The organism is Pedobacter sp. ISL-64, assembly GCF_018613605.1.
In the GTDB taxonomy this organism is placed as follows: Bacteria; Bacteroidota; Bacteroidia; order Sphingobacteriales; family Sphingobacteriaceae; genus Pedobacter.
The window spans coordinates 176,244-195,765 of the sequence record NZ_JAGGPU010000010.1; the positions used below are offsets into that span (position 1 = coordinate 176,244).

General features: G+C 39.2%; 14 protein-coding genes. 4 read left to right on the forward strand and 10 right to left on the reverse strand.

Annotated features, from left to right (window positions below; translation table 11 throughout):
- Positions 1-123: 123 nt before the first annotated feature.
- Both J7E57_RS14915 and J7E57_RS14920 read left to right on the forward strand, forming a co-directional pair.
- A complete protein-coding gene (locus J7E57_RS14915; protein WP_215165396.1) occupies positions 124-3,270 on the forward strand; it encodes a SusC/RagA family TonB-linked outer membrane protein in 3,147 nt (1,048 codons plus the stop codon).
- Between the two features lie 12 nt (positions 3,271-3,282).
- Positions 3,283-4,743, forward strand: coding sequence for a RagB/SusD family nutrient uptake outer membrane protein (locus tag J7E57_RS14920; protein WP_215165398.1), 1,461 nt, complete (start codon positions 3,283-3,285; stop codon positions 4,741-4,743).
- 71 nt (positions 4,744-4,814) lie between these two features.
- Here J7E57_RS14920 and J7E57_RS14925 read toward each other — a convergent pair whose 3' ends face one another.
- Both J7E57_RS14925 and J7E57_RS14930 read right to left on the reverse strand, forming a co-directional pair.
- Complete coding sequence (locus tag J7E57_RS14925; RefSeq protein ID WP_215165400.1) at positions 4,815-5,222, reverse strand: DoxX family protein; 408 nt, start codon at positions 5,220-5,222, stop codon at positions 4,815-4,817.
- Position 5,223: 1 nt separating this feature from the next.
- Positions 5,224-6,123 carry an LD-carboxypeptidase gene (locus J7E57_RS14930; RefSeq protein ID WP_215165406.1) on the reverse strand — a complete coding sequence of 300 codons (900 nt, stop codon included), beginning with the start codon at positions 6,121-6,123 and terminating at the stop codon, positions 5,224-5,226.
- Positions 6,124-6,163: 40 nt separating this feature from the next.
- Between J7E57_RS14930 and metG the strand changes: the two genes are divergently transcribed.
- Positions 6,164-8,272 (forward strand): methionine--tRNA ligase, encoded by a 2,109-nt coding sequence (gene metG / locus J7E57_RS14935; RefSeq protein ID WP_215165414.1) that lies wholly within the window; start codon positions 6,164-6,166, stop codon positions 8,270-8,272.
- Positions 8,273-8,463: 191 nt separating this feature from the next.
- Here metG and J7E57_RS14940 read toward each other — a convergent pair whose 3' ends face one another.
- Positions 8,464-9,825, reverse strand: a complete 1,362-nt coding sequence (locus J7E57_RS14940) for a sulfatase-like hydrolase/transferase (protein WP_215165416.1) — start codon at positions 9,823-9,825, stop codon at positions 8,464-8,466.
- Position 9,826: 1 nt separating this feature from the next.
- Positions 9,827-10,165 (reverse strand): DUF4976 domain-containing protein, encoded by a 339-nt coding sequence (locus tag J7E57_RS14945; RefSeq protein WP_215165418.1) that lies wholly within the window; start codon positions 10,163-10,165, stop codon positions 9,827-9,829.
- 249 nt (positions 10,166-10,414) lie between these two features.
- Here J7E57_RS14945 and J7E57_RS14950 point away from each other — a divergent pair, with 249 nt between their 5' ends.
- Positions 10,415-11,026, forward strand: a complete 612-nt coding sequence (locus J7E57_RS14950) for a GIN domain-containing protein (protein ID WP_215165420.1) — start codon at positions 10,415-10,417, stop codon at positions 11,024-11,026.
- Positions 11,027-11,151: 125 nt separating this feature from the next.
- On the opposite strand, the gene J7E57_RS14955 is transcribed toward J7E57_RS14950, so the two are convergent.
- The 6 genes from J7E57_RS14955 to J7E57_RS14980 are packed head-to-tail and all read right to left on the reverse strand — an operon-like array spanning position 11,152 to position 19,522.
- The gene (locus J7E57_RS14955; RefSeq protein ID WP_215165422.1) at positions 11,152-12,015 is read right to left on the reverse strand and encodes a polysaccharide deacetylase family protein; all 864 of its coding nucleotides are present in this window, start codon (positions 12,013-12,015) and stop codon (positions 11,152-11,154) included.
- 10 nt (positions 12,016-12,025) lie between these two features.
- Positions 12,026-13,822 carry a biosynthetic peptidoglycan transglycosylase gene (locus J7E57_RS14960; RefSeq protein WP_215165424.1) on the reverse strand — a complete coding sequence of 599 codons (1,797 nt, stop codon included), beginning with the start codon at positions 13,820-13,822 and terminating at the stop codon, positions 12,026-12,028.
- A gap of 15 nt (positions 13,823-13,837) precedes the next feature.
- Complete coding sequence (locus J7E57_RS14965; RefSeq protein WP_215165426.1) at positions 13,838-14,797, reverse strand: HlyD family efflux transporter periplasmic adaptor subunit; 960 nt, start codon at positions 14,795-14,797, stop codon at positions 13,838-13,840.
- A 29-nt stretch (positions 14,798-14,826) separates the two neighbouring features.
- Positions 14,827-17,049, reverse strand: coding sequence for a peptidase domain-containing ABC transporter (locus J7E57_RS14970; protein ID WP_215165428.1), 2,223 nt, complete (start codon positions 17,047-17,049; stop codon positions 14,827-14,829).
- Between the two features lies 1 nt (position 17,050).
- Entirely contained in the window at positions 17,051-18,382 is a 1,332-nt protein-coding gene (locus J7E57_RS14975; protein WP_215165431.1) for a hypothetical protein, read from the reverse strand.
- Positions 18,383-18,433: 51 nt separating this feature from the next.
- Positions 18,434-19,522 carry a hypothetical protein gene (locus J7E57_RS14980; protein WP_215165433.1) on the reverse strand — a complete coding sequence of 363 codons (1,089 nt, stop codon included), beginning with the start codon at positions 19,520-19,522 and terminating at the stop codon, positions 18,434-18,436.

Genomic DNA, 19,522 nt, shown 5'->3' on the forward strand with positions numbered 1-19,522 from the left:
ATTAGCTCATTTTGAGTATTTTATTCCTGATTAAGGAGTGTGGCTTTTGGTGATGTAAAATTTGCATTACAAAATACTAAATCATATATTGCATTATTATTAACTAAACTAAATTATTTTTTTATGAAAAAACTTCTACAAAGTTTGTTCATATTGCTATTTATTGCCACCTCAGCAATAGCGCAAGATCGAACAATCACAGGAACAGTTACGGCCAGTGAAGATGGATTACCCCTCCCTGGCGTAAGTGTTAAAATCAAGGGTGCATCAGGTGGAACCACTTCAGGTGCAGATGGTAGGTATTCCCTTAAAGTCAACAACCAAGCAACCGCACTAGAATTCTCTTATATTGGTTTCTTAAGCCAGACAAAAGCTATTGGCGGTAGTAATGTGATTAACGTACAGTTAAAAAGCGATTCTAAAACATTATCTGATGTCGTAGTAACAGGTTATACCACACAATCAAAAAGAGATGTTACCGGGTCAATAGCAAGTGTAAGTGGAGAAAAGCTTAAAAATCAACCAGTTCAGAGTTTTGAGCAGGCACTTGCCGGTAAAGCAGCAGGCGTAAACATCATTCAGCCAAACGGCGTTTTAAATAACCCTCCTGTTTTCAGGGTGCGTGGTTTTAACTCTATCTCTTTAAGTTCTTACCCATTAATTATCGTTGATGGTATACCTGTATTTACAGGCGATCAATCGGCTAACAGTGCTGCAGGTAATGCATTGGGCGACATCAACCCTGCTGATATCGAATCAATAGATATCCTAAAAGATGCGGCTTCATCTGCAATTTATGGTTCTAGGGCAGCAAATGGTGTTGTTGTAATTACTACAAAGAAAGGAAAGCAAGGCAGTACTAAAATTAACTATGAAGGATGGGTGGGCTCTACTAAAGCTCAAAACCTCACTCCTTTATTGAACGCTGCAGAGTACGTTCAGATCAAAAATGAGTCTAGAACGAATATAGGCCTTGCACCAGCATTTTTTCTACAAACCAGATCAGATGGATCGCAGGTAGAAACCAATTGGTATGATTATGCCTATAGAACAGCAACATCTCAAAACCATGCTTTAAACTTTTCTGGAGCAAATGAAAAAACATCTTATTATGTATCCCTTGGTTATAGCAATCAGGAAGGCTTTATTTTGGGGAATTCGTTTGAAAGAAAAAATGGCAGGGTAAATTTAGATCATAAGTTATTTAAGAATGTAACTATCGGAACTAATTTTTCTTATAGCAATACGATGAACCGTGCTCCAAACACAGGTTCGCTTCCTGGACAAACCTTTTCAACAGTAGGTTTGGGTAGGTTAGCTATTGTGTTGCCCCCTAACGTTGCCGCTTATAATGAAGATGGATCTTATAACGTGAACGGATCTGCTGTTGGTTTAGGCGCAAACACAATCGCTTCGAATTATCCAAATGCAGCCGTTCTGGTAAATGAGGATAAAAATACATCAGAAAGTGATCGGATTATTGCTAATGTTTATGCCTCTATTCAATTGGTTAAAGGATTGAGCTTTAAAACCACTTATGGATTAGATAACTTAAAGATTGACAATAACGCTTTTGTGAACCGTTTACAGGGCGATGGTGTTGCCTATAACGGTGGTGCTACCAGTAGTTTTGTTAAGAATTCAAGGTGGAACTGGTCTAATACCCTAAACTATGCAAATACCTTTGGCGACCATAGTTTAGGTGCTTTAATTGGTGCTGAAGATCAACAAACAAGATCGGATGGTTATGGCGCCACCAGACAAAACGTAATTGATCCTTTTATTAAAGTATACCAGGGAGCCTTTGGTATTATTACCCCGTCGGGATTAGTACAGGGCGATAATTCATTCCGGTCTTACTTTGGAAGTTTAAGTTACGACTATAAGAAAAAATATTACTTATCAGGCTCATTCAGAAGAGATGGTTATTCTGGTTTATCAGCAGGTAATAAGTATGGTAACTTTGGAGGTGCATCAGCAGGTTGGGCAATCTCAGAAGAAGGTTTCTATAAAAACTCAGGCTTAAGCAAAGTATTAACCCGTATTAAACTACGTGGTAGTTACGGCGAGGTTGGTAATATTAATATCGGTAATTACCCTTCTCTATTTTTGTATAATCCAGGTTTATACGGATCTGATGCAGCATTATCATTCTCTCAGGCAGGTAATCCGGATCTTCGATGGGAAACCAGTAAAAAGGCCGATGTTGGTGTTAATTTAGAGTTTTTGGATGGTAGGTTCTCATTAGAAGTTGATTATTATCATAATAATATTGATAATCTTGTTCAAAATGCTCCTCAAGCGCCTTCAAAAGGTGTCCCAGGTAATGCCATTACAACAAATGTTGGTAAGATGTATAATAAAGGGTTCGAATTTACTGTAAATTCAAGGAATATCGATACTGATGATTTTACATGGTCAAGCACTTTTACCTTTAGTACACTAAAAAATGAAGTTACCGCCTTAGGTAATAACAATGCAGATCTTTTTGGTGCCACTTCTTTAGAAACGGCAAACATTACCCGTGTAGGTTATCCAATCGGATCAATTTATACCGTACAAACAGCTGGAGTTGATCCGGCAACAGGTGAACGAATTTTTATCAATAGAAATGGTGAGAAATTGAGATTCAGTTTTCAAAGAGCAACAGCTGCCCGTTATCAATACCTTGATGGACCAAAAGCAGGCCAAAATGCGCCTGCAATTGATGCCGCGCTTGATGCTATAATTGACGGACCATCAATTCCGAAATGGTTTGGCGGTCTTGATAATAATTTCCGTTATAAAAACTTCGACCTTACATTGGGTTTAACTTTCTCTGGCGGTAATAAAATTTATTACGGATCATTAGCAGGTCTTCGCGATCAACGTTTTTGGAACAATGAAGCTGGTGTATTGAACAGGTGGACTACCCCCGGACAAGTAACAGATATTCCTCGTTTGGTTTATGGAGATAATACTTCAAATGGATCGGCTTTTGCACAATCTCAAAATGTTTTCTCTGGTAATTTCTTAAAAGTTCGAAATTTAGCTTTGGGTTATACACTACCAAAAACACTTTTAAGTAAATATGGTGTTTCGAACATCAGGGTATATGCACAATCTAGCAACCTTTGGATTATATCAGATTATCCAGGACCAGATCCAGAGGTTTCTGTAAACGGAAACTCTACAGCAACTGGAAATAGTGGTAACCTTGCTCCCGGTGTAGATAGAAACTCTGTGCCATCAGGCAGAACATTTACTTTTGGTATTAATGTTGGATTTTAAAAATTAGAGATCATGAAAATTAAAATAAATAATAAAGTAAAATATCTTTTTCTTGTCGCACCATTTTTCTTCGCAACATCGTGTAAAAAGGATTTCTTAAATGCCGCACCCGATACATCCTTGCCTATCGAAGATGCCTTTTCAAATCCTTCAAGAATTTTGTCTCAGGTAAATGGTGTATATGCAGGCGTGAAAAATGGTCAGTTTTATGGTGGAAGGTATTTAATCTATAACGATATCCGTGGAGAGGACTTTGTTGTAAACAAACCGAATGGGGTAACAGGTTTAGATACCTGGAGGTTCAATTTAACTTCGAACACCAATGAGGTTGTCAATTTATGGGGTGCAGTTTATGCTGCAGTAAACAGGGCTAATCTGGTTATCGAAGGTGTAAATGCCAACGCATCTTTACTTACCCCCGCAGTAGCGAAACAATATGTTGCAGAAGCCAAATTTTTGCGTGCCTTATGTTATTATAGCCTATTGCAATTATATGCGAAACCTTATATAACCGACAACGGTGCTAGTTTAGGTGTGCCGCTTAGACTTAAAGGCGAAAAGGATTTAACAGGTAACGATTTAAAAAGGAGTACAGTAGCAGAAGTTTATACGCAAATTTTAAAAGACCTAAACGAAGCTGAACCAGATTTAGCTGTTTCGCTAGTTGGTCCTACCAGGGCATCTAGAAATACCGCAATTGCTTTTAAAACCCGGGTGTATCTCTCAATGGGCAATTTGCCTGCTGTAGTAACTGAAGCAAATAAGATTGTTAGCGCAACAGCTCCATTTCAAGCTACAACCGGTGCCACTTATAAATTAGAAGCAAATATCGCAACAGTATTTGGGGGAACTTATGTAGGAGCAGAGGCTGTTTTAAGTCTTCCGATGGCCGATCTTGATGCTCCTGGTACACAAAACCAATTGGCATACTATTATAATGTTACGCCGAATGGAGCAGGTGGTAATGAAGAGTTTTTCTTAAACCCTACCGGGATTTTTGGAAATGCCGCTTTTGCAGCGGCTTCAACTGATGCTAGAAAAAGTTTAACAACAGTTTCAGGTGCTAACACTTATTTAACTAAATTTAAGAGACCGTCTCCATATACCGATTATATTCCTGTAATTAGATATGCTGAGGTTTTATTAAACTTAGCAGAAGCTACTGTGGTAACTGATCCTGTAAGATCTATTGCGCTATTAAACGCAGTTAGACAAAGATCCAATCCAGGGTATGTATTTCCAGCAACCGATTTATTGCCTGCTAATTTGAAAAACACTATCCTAACCGAAAGAAGAATCGAATTGCTTGGGGAAGGTTTTAGATCTCCAGATGTAATGAGGTTGGGTGCTGGCTTCGTGGCGAAAAGTGGATCTCAAGGTACTGCTCCTGCAATTCCATTTAATACTGCAGGCTATATTTGGCCAATATCGGCTAATGAGGTTCAAAACAATAAATTGATTGTTCAGAATTAGATTTGTTCTTTAACAAGAAAGCCTAGCGAAGAATTTACTTCGCTAGGCTTTCTTGTTTATATAGTAACCGTTTATTTCTTATCCACACTATACTTCCCGGGGCCGATAAAGATCAATCCAAAAAATACAATGCCCAATTCAATTGCGTGGCTGGCACCCTGTAAGCCATCGCCTTTACCGAAATGAACCAATGCTGCTATAATCATCGTAAAGATTAATAAAATTAGCGCCGGACGGAAAAACAACCCTACAATTAGCAGGAAACCACCAAAGGTTTCGGTAGCGGCGGCCATAAAACCCCAAAATATAGGTAAAAAGTCTATGCCGATTACTTTCATACTTCCTCCCAGTCCGGTCCAACCGTTTGGGCCACCTGCAAGTTTCGGGAAACCATGAATAATAAACATTGTGCCCAAACCAATACGTAGCAGCAACAAGCCGGTATTGCGGTATTTTCCTAAATTATCTAAAATTGCCATCCTATAAATATTTAAATTGAACGTTATTTGTTTCTACTTTTAAGTTTACCTCAGCTCCTAAAACCATACTGAGGTTGTTATCGATATGTCCCGTTGGAAAATTAAAGCAGACTGGAAAATCATAGTCTTTAACAATATCCCAAATTACCTCATCAGCCGTTTGCCCGAAAGAAATCTTTTCTTCTTCTATTTCATTAAAGGCACCAATAATCAAACCCTTTAAGGCTTTTAGCTTACCCGCCCTTTTCAGCATCCGCAACATGCGGTCTATACTGTATTCTTGCTCGCCAACATCTTCCAAAAAGAGAATTTTATCTGTAAAATCCATTTCCGAAACCGAGCCCTGTAACATGGTAAGCAAAGTTAAATTGCCTCCAATCAAAACCCCGGTCGCCTCTCCTGCTCGATTTTCAAAGGCGCTCTGGTAAGAATAGGCCTGTTTTTCGCCAAATAAAGCCTGCTGTAAAGAAATTAAAGCTTCTGTGGTAGATTCGTCAAAGGTATAGGGCATTTGCGCGTGCATGCACTGTGTATTACACTGCGCAATAAGGTGCGACAATAGTATGGTAATATCGCTGAAACCTACAAACCACTTAGGGTTCTTGTTAAATTCTGTAAAGTCAAGGTCATCAATAATCCTGATGGTACCATAACCGCCACGGCCCGAAATAATCGCTTTTATAGATGGATCGTCTAAAAAACGCTGAATATCTTTGGTTCTTAACGCATCAGTTCCTGCAAACTGGTGATGACTGGCATATACACTTTCGCCCACAATAACCTCTAAACCCCAGCTTTCTAATTGCGCTATGGCATGGTCTATAGGTTTGGGTAATTTCTTTGCCGGACATACGAGGGCAATCTTATCTCCTTTTTTTAAATACGGGGGCTGCTTAATCATCTTCAAAACACTTATCTTTGCCAAATTAATAAAAATTGTTTTGGATAATAGTAAAATTAAAAGATATACCGTAACTGCAGCGCTTCCATATACCAATGGACCAGTTCATATTGGGCACCTGGCTGGTGTTTACATCCCTGCAGATATTTATGCCCGTTATTTAAGATCGAATAAACGCGATGTAAAGTTCATCTGTGGATCTGACGAAAATGGTGTGCCCATTACTTTAAAAGCCAAAAGAGAAGGTATTACGCCTCAAGAAGTGGTAGATAAGTACCACAAGATTATTGGCGATTCTTTTAAAGAATTCGGCGTATCTTTCGATATCTATCACCGTACCTCATCGCTTACCCATCACCAAACCGCTGCAGATTTCTTTGAAACCCTTTACGATAAAGGTGTTTTTACCGAAGAGGTTACCGAGCAATATTACGATGCCACTGCAAAACAATTTTTAGCCGATCGTTACATTACCGGTACCTGCCCAAAATGCGGGAATGAAAATGCTTATGGCGATCAGTGCGAAAACTGTGGCTCTACGCTTAATGCGACCGATTTAATCAATCCAAAATCGACCCTATCTGGTGATAAACCAATTTTAAAAGAAACTAAAAACTGGTTTCTGCCGCTAGATAAATACGAAGACCGTTTACGCACCTATATCGAAAGCCATAAAGAATGGCGCCCAAATGTGTACGGCCAATGTCAAAGCTGGTTAAATGCAGGTTTACAGCCTAGGGCCATGACCAGAGATTTAGATTGGGGTGTTCGCGTTCCGCTTCGCGATGCCGAAGGTAAAGTGCTTTATGTTTGGTTCGATGCCCCTATTGGATATATTTCTGCAACCAAAGAGCTTTGTAACTATGCCAAGCTCGATGTTTGGAATCCTAAAGCCGAAGAATATTACATCAGCAGTTACGAAAACGATAAATGCGGTTGGGAAGAATACTGGAAAAGCGACGAAACCAAACTGGTTCACTTTATCGGTAAAGATAACATCGTTTTCCACTGCATTATTTTCCCTGCAATGTTAATGGCGCATGGCGAATATACCCTGGCTGATAATGTGCCAGCAAACGAATTTTTAAACTTAGAAGGGCAAAAAATATCGACTTCTAAGAACTGGGCAGTTTGGCTGAACGAATATTTAAGAGAATTTGAAGGTAAACAAGATGTATTGCGTTATGTATTAACCGCAACCGCTCCCGAGACCAAGGATAACGATTTTACCTGGAAAGATTTTCAGGCGAGAAATAATAATGAATTGGTGGCCATACTGGGTAACTTTGTAAACCGGGTAGTGGTGCTTACACATAAATACTTTGGTGGTTCGGTACCAACCTGCATGGAAATTACGGATGTAGATCAGGCTGTTATTGATGAACTGGCTGGATACCCTGCTAAAATCTCTGCGTCTATCGAGAATTATCGCTTTAGAGAGGCCTTATCAGAAGTAATGAATGTTGCCCGTTTAGGAAATAAATACCTGGCCGAAACCGAGCCGTGGAAACTCATTAAAACGGATGAAGACCGTGTAAGAACGATATTGAATATTGCGCTTCAAATCGCCGCCAATATTCAGATCCTGATTGAACCTTTCTTGCCATTTACAGCAGAAAAGTTAATGAAGATGCTTCAAAACGGCGGTCATGATTGGGATGATGCAGGTACGGTGAGCCTGTTAAAACGTGGCCACGAAATTGGCGAAGCTGTGCTCTTGTTTGATAAAATTGAAGATGCAGAGATCGACTTCCAGATTGAGAAACTAAACCAAAGCAAGGCCAGTAATGCAGCCAGTAATATAGTTGCTGTTCCGGCAAAAGAGAATATCCAGTTTGATGATTTCTCGGCAATGGATATCCGTGTAGCCACCATTGTTGCTGCCGAAAAAGTAGAGAAAACAAAAAAACTTTTAAAATTAACGGTAAATACCGGTATCGACGAAAGAACAGTGGTTTCGGGCATAGCCGAATATTATAAACCTGAAGATATTGTTGGTAAACAGGTAAGTATAATTGTTAACCTGGCGCCTAGAGAGATCAAAGGTATTTTATCGCAAGGCATGATTTTGATGGCCGAAAATGCCGATGGCAAACTCACTTTTGTGGCACCTGTAGAAAAGTTCTCAGAGGGTAGCGTAATTAGATAGTGTTTGCCTGCCGTAATTAAAATATAAAGCCGTTTGATTAAATCAAATGGCTTTTTTTATGCTATAATTAAGTCTCTCAACAATAACTTCAGTATGGTCAAAAGCTTTACCTTTTATTTCTTCACCACCGAACTTTTAAATTAATTAATTCGAAAACTGATACCTTGCAGGTATGATTTCATATCTTTTAATTAATTTTTGAGTTTCGGTAGAGATTCCCACCAGGCAAGCAGTTCGGTTTTTAATTGAGTGGTTATTTTAACCTGTTTGGCGCTTAGCTCGGTAGTTTCATTTTTATCTTTCACAATGTTATAAAGCTGTACATCAGAGCCATCACTATTCATAAGCAATTTCCATTCTCCAGCGCGCACCGCCAGGTTTGGACTTCTATTGGGTTTGGCAGGATATTTAAAGGCAATATCATTTCTGCCATACTCCCAAAACATGTTTTTTTTCCTCAGTGATGATTTTCCGGCGAAAACCTTACTCCGGTCTAACCCATCTCCCTGATAATTTGCAGGTAACTTTACCCCTGCCATGCTGGCTAATGATGGCAATAAATCTATCGCATTTACTTCCGAGCCCGCATCTATTTTTCCCTGAGGAATATGCCCTGGCCAACTAATTAAAAATGGCATTCTGGTGCCACCCTCGTATAAAGAAAGTTTAGTGCCTCTTAAACCACCAGTCCGGCTCCCTTTAAAACTCGGTAAAGGGCCATTGTCACTGGTGAAGATAATGATGGTGTTTTTGTCTTCACCCATTGTTTTCAAACCATCCATTAATCTTCCTACCTGCTGATCAAGTTCCTTCAGCACTAGTTTAAAGGCCTGCTCAGATTCTTGTCCCAAAGGAAACTTATCAATATATTCATCTCCAACATTGGGTACCCACGGCGTATGTACATCATCTGGCCAAAGATTTACAAGGCGTGGTTTATTTTTATTTTCTTTAAAAAACTCGAGTGTTTTATCAACAAAATATTTGGTTCTGTCCCAGCGCTTTATGCTGTCTTTATCCGACCAGATCCAATTTGTAGCAGTCAGCAGTGGGTCTGGCTGAGGACTTTCGTAAGTACTGGCGTGGGCATCGTAACCATATTTCTCAAAAACCGGTGCATCCTTCACATCTCTTCCTCCGCCCATGTGCCACTTACCAAAATGACCGGTTGCATATCCGGCAGATTGGAAAATTCGGGCGATAGATGGCGCTTGGGGATTTAAGTAATCTGCTTGTTGTGCATTTTTATTGTGCTTTTTATTATCCAGATAAGTACTAAAATTCCACCTTCCGGGGTACATACCCGTGAGCAAGCTAGTTCTTGATGGCGAACAGATTGGTGCGCCACTATAATATTGGTTAAGCATTAACCCATTTTTCGCCAAACGATCTATGTTGGGGGTGGGCACAAAATTTCCGCCGAAGGTGCTTACATCGCTAAAACCCATATCATCAACAAGAATAATAATGATGTTTGGTTTGTTGTTTTGAGGGAAAGCCGAATAGCTAAATGCAAGCAAGAAAAAGGCAAATAATAACTTTAAATATTTCATATTAGTCTTTTGGTTGATGTTTCGGCTGACGGCTTAGGGCATCCAGCTCCGTGGCCAGGCCTTTATCGTTTTGTTGTTTCATAAAAGTAGCCAGTTTAGATGAAAGTTCGCTTTTTATTTTTTTAAACTTAGGATCTGCAATCAGGTTTTGGAGATTAAATGGATCTTTGATTACATCATACAATTCTTCTTTTGGCCTCTTTTGATATGTATTTGCCCAAGTTGAATTTTTCTCCATCCAAGTTTTAAACAATGCACCATTGGTTACTGTGTTCTTGAAAACCCCATCGTAATTTAGGTTTTCGATATAAAGAAAATGGGCACTTCTTACCGATCTCATGGCGTAGGCATCGCTACCGCGAATAATTCCTCTGGTGGTATGTTTGCCATAAACATAATCTCTGTGGCAAGCAGAATAGCTAGATTTGCGTAAATCTGGCTAGAGCATCTGCAAGGTTCGTCTAGAAATTACAGGCGTTGGGTCTAGTGATTACCAACGCTGGTATAATACAGGGTTTTTGCCTGCAACGTTTGGTGTATGGCTGCGTCTTAATAACAAACAATAGCAAAAACCTAAAATATAAAAGATATGAAAACCTTGGCAAAAACATTATTCGCAGCAGCATTAACAGCAGTAGTATTTACTTCATCAGCGATGGCAACTTTTGCCGCTGAGTCAGTTAAAGCAGAAACAAAAACCTCTTCATTATCAAAATTCAACAGGATCTGGGTGAGCGGGAATGTGAAGATCATCTTAACACAAGGTGAAAAGCAAAATGTAGAAGGCATGAGCAACTACGACGCTGCAAAAACCTCCGTATCAACTGATGGACAAACCTTATTTATCAATTCATTGGAAACAAGTCAGGTAACGCTGAATATTACCGTAAAAGATTTAGAAAGAATTGAAGCTTATGGCCAATCGGTTGTGGTAACCAGCAATAATTTTGATTTAAAATACCTTCAGTTATTTTTGGGTCAAAGTGCTACAGCGAGAATTAAAACAACAGCAGGAAGTTTATATACAATCGTTAAGGATGATGCGGTATTAAAATTAAATGGTACTGCTGATCAAAGTACAATGATTGCCAGCAACATGAAAAATGTAAAATTAGCTGACTTTGCCAGTCTTAAATCAGCATCATACGCTTCTGAAGCGATCATGGCAGCAGAGCAAAACGCAATGGTTTTAGCAAAATAGAAAATCTGTTTTAAGATGGATTAGAGCTGCTCATTTGGGCAGCTTTTTTTATTATTGCGGAATAAAAAATTCATAGATTTTATAGAACTGTGAACTTGTTTTTAAGTTGGTTGAGATCCTCTAAACTAGGCAATTATGGCATACCCCAGCGGGTATTCATCAACCGCCTTAAAATTAACTTCCTTAAATTTAAGATATTTTATTAGGCTTTCGAGATCGCTTAAAGCATTGTTTCCCTGTGAGGCCCGAAAAGCCCTATCATGCAAAAGAAGTACAATGTCCCTAATTGGGTTTGAAAGAACTCTTCTTGCCACTTCGGTCCATGGCTCTTTTAGCCTATCCTTCATGAGGTTTTTATCGGAGGCAAAATCTACAGGTGGAAAGATTTGCTGATAATCAGTAAAATCTATTTTTGATTCCAATATTTTTTTTTCAATCGAAACCCTAGACTCTTGAGCAATGGTAAAATCCATTCTCCATTCATCATCCCATCCAAAAAGGTGATATCCGCGTTTTGATAAATCCAATGTTGCAGATGCTGAATCGCTGTCTATAATTCTTTTTAGTACCGCTTGTTTATTTTTCTCATTGTGTAATAGCATATTCCATGTATTTCGGCCAGGAAGCCTGGCGTATTGTTTTAACGAAAGGCAATCTGATGATGAAAAGCATCTAAAAAAATGGTAATTATGATCGAAATCATCTCCTGCCTGTCGTCGGCTGCCATTGTTATCTATAAGTAATCCCTTACTATAAAAACTGCTGTAAAATCCATGGGCATGAGAAAAGCCATGGTTTCCAGCGACATGCTCGGTTTGGATTTCTTTGAACAGGGCTGTAACCATGTCTAAGTCTTTATCCGAGGTGTAAATTGTGTTAATCGCATTAAGAAAGAATGTAGCCCGGACTTTGGTTTTCCTTAAAATTTCCACGACTTCAGCAGTCCCGGGCTGAATTCCATCATCAAAAGTGAGGTAGATGTTTTTCATATTATCTTGCTTAACCATAATTAGGAGGGGTATTTAGCTCAAATTCACCAAACTGTTCGGAAAATCTGATTTTTTTTTGCCCTGTAAATTCTCCAAATGAAGCAATCCCCCTTTTCAGGATTTTTGCCTCCATTTCCTCAATGTATTTGGAAAGGTTGGCTTTCAATTGCGGGGAATTATCTACAAGTGCCTCCTGGAAGTGGATCGGACGCGGAATGATGTAGCTAAGAATAATGATTTCTATAAGCAAAAGATCCTTCGGATGCTTGGAAAAGTAATACTGAGCCCCGGCTTTTAGGCCGTAAATTCCAGGTCCAAATTCTATAATATTCAGATAAGCACCTAGTATAACATCCTTTGATATCCCAGCTATGTTCTCAATAGCAAGTGCGATGCAGGCTTCTTCAACTTTTCGCATCAAGTTGGTCTGGGAATTTAAGAATATATTTTTGACCAGTTGCATTGTTATTGTACTGCCTCCCCGAACAACTCTTTTATGTTTGATGTTGGTCGCCATCGCTTGACCAAGAAAGTATGTATCGACACCCTTATGGCTATAAAATCTTGGATCCTCACAAAGTACTATAACATCTTTCAGCTGAGGACTGATTGCCATCAAGGGAATAAACAATTCTGTTTCATCATATCCCATATCCTTCTTAATGAATCTCCCGGACGAATCTCTGAAAATATATGCAAGCTCATCAAAACGTTCTGCAACGGTTGAATCGATATTGCTTGCTGTAAAATTCACTGGACTGATCGATGCATCGAAATTTATCATTGCGTAATTAAGCAAATCAAATTTACAGACTATAGAGACCCTGAAAGCTGACGCTTCGTTTAGTAAAAAAGGTTTGTTTTTAAAATGTGAAAAAAGTTTCTCCAGAAAACTTTGTTGAAACTCGGCAGAAAAAATCATTCCAACTGCCGGCCAAATAGACTTGAACGTAAACAATTTTAAGTCAATTGGAGCACCCCACAGTTCAACAAACGGAACGGTTACAAAGTCAAAATTCTCAGGACCTATTTCCAGCTGAAATATTGCTGCCAGTCTTCCAATATGCAATTTGGAGGAGTTAAGAACATTAGACTGAAACTCAAGTCCGTCGGTATCTATGGAGATTTTAACCGTTCGCTTACCGGTCTGCTCTACACTTATTTCTTCATATTTTATCAGCAGGTCTTCTGTTATAATACAGTCAAAAATCTTGCATGGGCCAATGTGGATTTTCGCCAGCTTATTTTTATTTTCAATCGTTCCATTAAATGCTGTAAATAAGTCTTTTCCAATTTCTCCACTGAAATTACCCTCCGCAAAACGAAAATCCCTCACGGCAGATTGAGTTGAGTTTTTAAGGTACAAAAGGTCTATCTGTAGCGGAATTGCCATTTTAAATAGTACTTTCGATAACTTACTATAGCTGCTGAAAACTTTTTGTAGGTAGCCATCCGTATTTCCGGGGTTTTTGAGCTGGAAGGTTAATGGCTCATTTTTGAGGGCTTTCTGAAGAGAAACCGAGCCAACCTTAAGACCAGATACGCCATTTATGATTCCTTTTCGAACGCAGTCTAGTATATTGAATTTTACTTTTACCGAGCTGAGTTCCAGAACATATCCCGCTGTTTCACACGTTATTGAACTTAATCGGATGTATGAAATTCCAAAAGTAATAAACGAAACACCAGTCACGGAAATCCCATGCCTGGAGGAAATTATATTCAGGTGCCTTAATAATGAACCTTTACCTTTCTTGGTAAAACTAAAAAAGCTATATAAAACTATTTTTATCGAATTTCTAACCATAACATACAGGAATTTCTAGAATTTTTCCAATATTCTGTTTAAAATGCTTTTATTGTCCATCACAACCTGGCCCGTTCCCGCAATCTCGGATCTTGATTTAACTTCCTTTCCCTTAGTAGTGATCAATCCATTTATTAATTTTAGATCAACAACATAACCTGTATCCATAGGAACCGGGCTGATATCGTCTACCTGCGCTTTTAGCATTCCAAATTCCTGATATGGATAATCTTGGAGAAAAATAAGGACATCCTGGCCCACAGCTAATCTCCCTGACTTCTTTGTGGGGACAGACATTCTTACAATATGTCCGCGTGACTTGGGAATAACTATAAACAATGGGATCAGCGCTCCCACATACTGATTATTATTCATGTTGTTAAATGATACAATGGTTCCTGTAACTGGGCTGCGTAAGGTATATCTGTCTTCCCATGCAGCAATTAATCCCTGAATTTTTTTAGCATATAACTTAATCCTTATCGACTCTTTTGATACCTGAAGTGGATGGAAGAAAGTTTTAGACAGAATAAAAAATAATTCGGCATATTCGGACTGTACCTCGCCGACCTGAATGTTTTTTTTCAGGAAAAACGACATTCCTGTGGTATCAATGGTGGCAAGACTATCCAGATGTGCCACATATGACTTTAGAAAAAACATGTCCCTTGTATTTGCTGGATTTCCTATTATTCCGATGAGTTGCCCACGGCGTACATTTTCTCCGTTTTTTATCAGTATTTCAATTTTACCAGAAGACTTCGAAAAGATTTTTAAAGGGGGGGTGGTAGATGAGATCAATACTGGTGCAGAGATGGTATCAGGATACTTGATAAACCAGGCACCCAAAAGTGCGATCAATATAACCAGTGAAGTTACCAAGTTACCGCGCCTGACGATCCATCTCGGCCGGCGACCAATTATATCTTCAATTTCTTCACTATGTAATTCTGACAAATTAATTTCTTCTGGCATAAATATGTAAGTTACACGATTTGCTGTTTTTACTCTCCAAGCTCTAGCTGGTTTTTTACTAGTTCAAAATATTTACCTTTGGCTGCGGTCAATTCAGCATGGGTGCCCTGTTCTACAATCCGGCCTTGCTCCATTACCACAATCTTGTCTGCATGAGTTACGGTACTGAGTCTGTGTGCTATGACCAACACGGTTCTACCATGAAAGAAATTTTCAAAATTCTCTATTATGGTCCTTTCATTATTCGCATCAAGAGTGCTGGTTGCCTCATCCAGAAAAAGAAACTTTGGATCTTTATATGCTGCCCGGGCAATCAGCAACCTTTGTCGTTGCCCTGAGCTAATTCCATTGCCCGTGTTTCCAATTTTTGTTGACAGGCCCATTGGCAAACCATTGATGAATGACCCTATATTTGCGATTTTTATAGCTGAGGCGAGTTTTTCTCTATCTGTTTGCTCCTGAACGGAAATATTTTGCATGATTGTGTTGGAAAAAATATACCCTTCGGACATTACTACTCCACAGTTTCCTCTCCACCACTTGGGTGAGATAGTGTTAAGGGGGATGCCACCAAGATGAACCTCACCAGTTGTAGGCTCATAGAAACGCAGCAAAAGTTTCATCAGTGTTGTTTTTCCACTTCCACTAGCCCCGACGATCGCAGTTGTTTTACCGAACGGTATCTCCAGATTGATTCTGTCCAAGACCTTTGGTGAATCTGGGCCTCCGTACTGAAATGACACTTCCTTTAAGGATATAGAACCGTTTTGGTCTGTTCGGGAATTATCAGAAAGAAAAAATTCTTCGTTTGGAGCATACTCTATCTCTTTCTCTTCTTCCGCTCTGTTATGGATTTCTGCTAAACGCTCTACACTAATTTTAGCATCCTGTGCGGTTTGAAAAAAAGAGAGGAGCTGTGCAATAGGTGAGTTTAGTTGCCCGGTAATGTAAGATATACTTAACATCATTCCCAGTGAAATATTCCCATCTATAACTTCCCGGGCTGCTATGTATGATACAAGAATATTTTTCAACTGGGTGAAAAAGGTAAATCCCACGCTTTGGTACTGAGCGAGAACCAAACTTTGTACACTAACCTTGAACAACTTTGCTTGTGTTCTTTCCCAACCCCATCTATGGGTTGTTTCGCTATTGTTCATTTTGATCTCCTGCATGCCAGTTATGATCTCAAAAAGATTATTCTGATTATCGCTCATTCGTTGAAATCGAGCGTAATCTAAATCTCTGCGCCTTTTCAGAAAGAAAAAAATCCATGCTATTGCTAGTACAGAACCGACTATAAAGACCAGTAATATTTGAATACTATAGATCCCGAGTACAATAGAAAAAACAAGTAGATTGACTAGAGAAAACAGCGTGGTGAGAGACGTTCCTGTTAGAAATTGCTCAATTCTTACATGATCTGAGATTCTTTGTGTAATATCTCCAACCATTTTGGTGTCAAAGAATCTGATTGGAAGTTTCATTAGTTTTATGAGGAAATCCGAAATTATCGAGATATTGACCCTGGTGCTCATGTGTAGCAAAAGCCATCCACGAATTATTTCGATTGCAGTATTGCCCGCAAATAGCAATAGCTGCGCCAAAAGGATTAAAGTGACAAATCCGGGATTATTGAAATTAATTCCATAGTCAACAAGGCTTTGCGTGAGGAAGGGAGCGATGAGCGATAATAAACTCGCCATTATCATGCCTATTATCAACTGCGAGATATACGATTTAAAGGGCCGGAGATAACGAAAGAAAAAAGTTATATCTTTTCCCTGAGTTTCTTCTTCCTGCTGATAAAAAAGAGGTGATGGTTCCATCAACAAAACGTAACCTTGCGTTTTTCCCGCAGCAAGCCAACTTTTGAGAAAAGCCTCTTTAGTTACACTTACCATTCCATGGGCAGGATCAGCGATCAGTATCTTGCGGTTCTTTTTGTTCCTATCGTATTCCTGGGGTGGGAGCACAACAAAGTGATTTTGATTCCAATGAAGTATACAAGGAAGAACAGCCTCCTCGTCGAGTTGTTCAAAGGTCAATTTCGCGCCAAGCGTCCTAAATCCCACCTTTACAGCAGCTTCACTTATTCCTTTCAGAGATACCCCTGCTCTGGTGAGGTGCGAGGAGTCTCTAAGTGTACTCAATGAAAAATGTTTCCCGTAATATTGGGCGATCATTCGTAGACAGGTAGGGCCGCAATCCATCTGATCGAGCTGTCTGTATATTTTAAATTTCTTTCCCATCTTACAGTTTATGGGTTAAGGGTGTTTTAGCCCTATGTGGAATCGACTCTCCTAAATAATGCGCTTGCTTAGCCAGTTCAATCCGCGAATCCGGATCCCTGTATTTAGAAAACTCGGTAAGATATACCTCCGCTTTCAGGTATTGTTTTTTAGCTGAAGAAACAATAAACGGATGGACAGATATTTTGTTTACAGTAGATCTTGAAAGCAAGGACTCCATTGTTGAATTTCCTTCGATAGCCAGATTGTTAATTTTATCAAAAAGATTTTTATAGATAACCAGTAAACCTGCTTCTTTAAAACTGCTTATCCATAAAAGATTGTTATTTATTGGTACAGCAAGATCAAAGTCGTCGAGAGAACCACACAGAATTTCCGTTCCTAATTCCTGGGCTGATGTCAATATATTTTTCAAACGCGATATTGAATAATTTTGTTGAAGGAAATGATCGTTCTGCCAAAGAATAATCATATTTCCACCTTGAAGAGTAACTTTTTTTATTACCTCCTGAAGTTTTATAAGTTTTGAGTGTTCTGAACTGCCTGCAGGAATTACTGACATGACGTTAAACCCGTTATCCCGGTGAAAAGGTAGATGACCTGCAGTGATTGCATCGCTGGGTTTTTCAAAAACAATAACTGGTAACGCCTCAGCGTTAGGGGCTATAGTCTGAAGCTGTCCGCCGGTTTGCTTAATTCGGTTATAGTGATCAGTCACATACTTAATTGCTCCGGCTTTTTTTAGACTATTAGCAAACAGTTGCTCCACCCTTCCGTCCCTATTGTTCCAGTCTGTAACGTCGGAGTAACCGAAGTATTTCTGGATGGAGACAAATGGAAAGATGCAATATTTTTTTGAAGTAAGAAAAGACAGCTTGGTATCGGCGGCCTCGCCTTTGTTAAAGGCCGTATTTAATATTGTCTCAAAAAATCGCCGAAAAACGATTGTAAACTGGAGTCCTGAAAACCGCTCGATCCAAAGAATTTCAGATGATATCATTACCCCATTACTTAGCCAGCTTAAACCCCCACAAAGCAGGTCTGCGCCTAATGCATCTGCATGTTCAATAGCATTACGAAGTTTTTCTGTTGAATATTCACCTGTAAAACAATGGTCGTCTTCACAAATTAAGATAAAATTATCATCCTTGTTTTTTTGCATCTCGATAATTCTGGATAGCGTTATCCACAGTCCGTATGCTCCATCCTGGTGTTCGCATGCATCAACTATGTTAACTTCGAATTCCTTGCGAGAAGAAAATTCAAGCAAAGCGTGATTTTTTCTGTCTTCCCTCTTCTTTAAGTTGATAATATAACTTGGTATGGCTTTCATATCGGGAGTTTTCCGTGTTGATTAAATTAAGCTGTGATGCAACCTTTTGGGCTAAGAGGCTCTCGAAGCACTTATATTTGGGCGTTCATTCTCCAGGAAAACGAGATTCGTTGCACTGATGTCCCGTTTAAAGAAATCATTAGCCTTGAGTTCAGTTTCAAGGAGCACATTAAGTTTATCCATAAGGGCCACGGAGTTTGGATAGTCTGGTGTAGAGGCCAATTTGACGGCATCCGATAAGATGGAAATTTTTAATATATCAAACTGTATGCTAGTGGGCTCCTGCATAAATTGAATCAACTCTGATAGAAACCGGGTATAGTTCTGATTATAATAAAGTTCCTTGATATATATCCAGTGTGCAAGAATTTGCCTGTCAGGTGTATTGATTTTGAATCTCAAGCCTTTAAACATTTTGCCAAATACATCTTTTTCTTCCTTTGCCGATCTCCGCTCGAAATGTATCATGAGTGAAACCAGGGCATTGAAACATTCATAGGCATATCCCTCTCTTACGTACGGAATTTCTTTCCAGACAGCTTTATCGGCAAAAATTTTTCCATACAGACAGCCTTTTTTACCATTAAATAGGTAGGACAAAAGGTCCTTTCCAAGCTGGGCACCTTTCTCCCATTGACCGCTCCGAAAAAATACCCGGGATATGTTTTTATTCTGCTCTGCAGCCCTAAAGAGTAAGGTAAACAGGCCTTGTTGAATTAAATAATCGTTTAATATGACACATTCGAGCGAGAAATCGAAGGCTTTATCATAATTTCCTAACTTATAAAAATGCAATGCTTTCACCGAAAGCCCCCACTGTTTTGCAAAGACATACATATCTGAAGAAAGTGTTTGTTCAATTTCTTCCTGAAGTAGATCGTAGGCTTCTAAAGACGGGGCTTTGGAGCCAGCTGTAACTATATCTTGGGCTATCGGCATAAACCGCATAGATAAAGAATGGGTTTGGTCGATAAGCTGTTGATTCCCGACCAGTCCAAAAACCTCCTTTTTCTGAAGAATGTTCATTAACTTATTGAAGTTATAAACCATGTTTGAAACTTTGGTAGAGGCCGGAAAATGGTTGCATTTTTCCAAGAGTTTATCTAAATGCAGGTGTAGTGATAAATTGCTTTTAGTCAT

What these genes read in the sequence shown, in the direction of transcription:
- J7E57_RS14965 (WP_215165426.1), bottom strand. Translation starts at nt 14,797, where the DNA reads ATGCCAGAAGAAATTAATTTGTCAGAATTACATAGTGAAGAAATTGAA.
- J7E57_RS14955 (WP_215165422.1), bottom strand. Translation starts at nt 12,015, where the DNA reads ATGAAAAACATCTACCTCACTTTTGATGATGGAATTCAGCCCGGGACT.
- J7E57_RS14945 (WP_215165418.1), bottom strand. Translation starts at nt 10,165, where the DNA reads ATGAGATCGGTAAGAAGTGCCCATTTTCTTTATATCGAAAACCTAAAT.
- J7E57_RS14920 (WP_215165398.1), top strand. Translation starts at nt 3,283, where the DNA reads ATGAAAATTAAAATAAATAATAAAGTAAAATATCTTTTTCTTGTCGCA.
- J7E57_RS14980 (WP_215165433.1), bottom strand. Translation starts at nt 19,522, where the DNA reads ATGACTAAAAGCAATTTATCACTACACCTGCATTTAGATAAACTCTTG.
- J7E57_RS14925 (WP_215165400.1), bottom strand. Translation starts at nt 5,222, where the DNA reads ATGGCAATTTTAGATAATTTAGGAAAATACCGCAATACCGGCTTGTTG.
- J7E57_RS14960 (WP_215165424.1), bottom strand. Translation starts at nt 13,822, where the DNA reads ATGGTTAGAAATTCGATAAAAATAGTTTTATATAGCTTTTTTAGTTTT.
- J7E57_RS14950 (WP_215165420.1), top strand. Translation starts at nt 10,415, where the DNA reads ATGAAAACCTTGGCAAAAACATTATTCGCAGCAGCATTAACAGCAGTA.
- J7E57_RS14975 (WP_215165431.1), bottom strand. Translation starts at nt 18,382, where the DNA reads ATGAAAGCCATACCAAGTTATATTATCAACTTAAAGAAGAGGGAAGAC.
- J7E57_RS14915 (WP_215165396.1), top strand. Translation starts at nt 124, where the DNA reads ATGAAAAAACTTCTACAAAGTTTGTTCATATTGCTATTTATTGCCACC.
- J7E57_RS14940 (WP_215165416.1), bottom strand. Translation starts at nt 9,825, where the DNA reads ATGAAATATTTAAAGTTATTATTTGCCTTTTTCTTGCTTGCATTTAGC.
- J7E57_RS14970 (WP_215165428.1), bottom strand. Translation starts at nt 17,049, where the DNA reads ATGGGAAAGAAATTTAAAATATACAGACAGCTCGATCAGATGGATTGC.
- J7E57_RS14930 (WP_215165406.1), bottom strand. Translation starts at nt 6,123, where the DNA reads ATGATTAAGCAGCCCCCGTATTTAAAAAAAGGAGATAAGATTGCCCTC.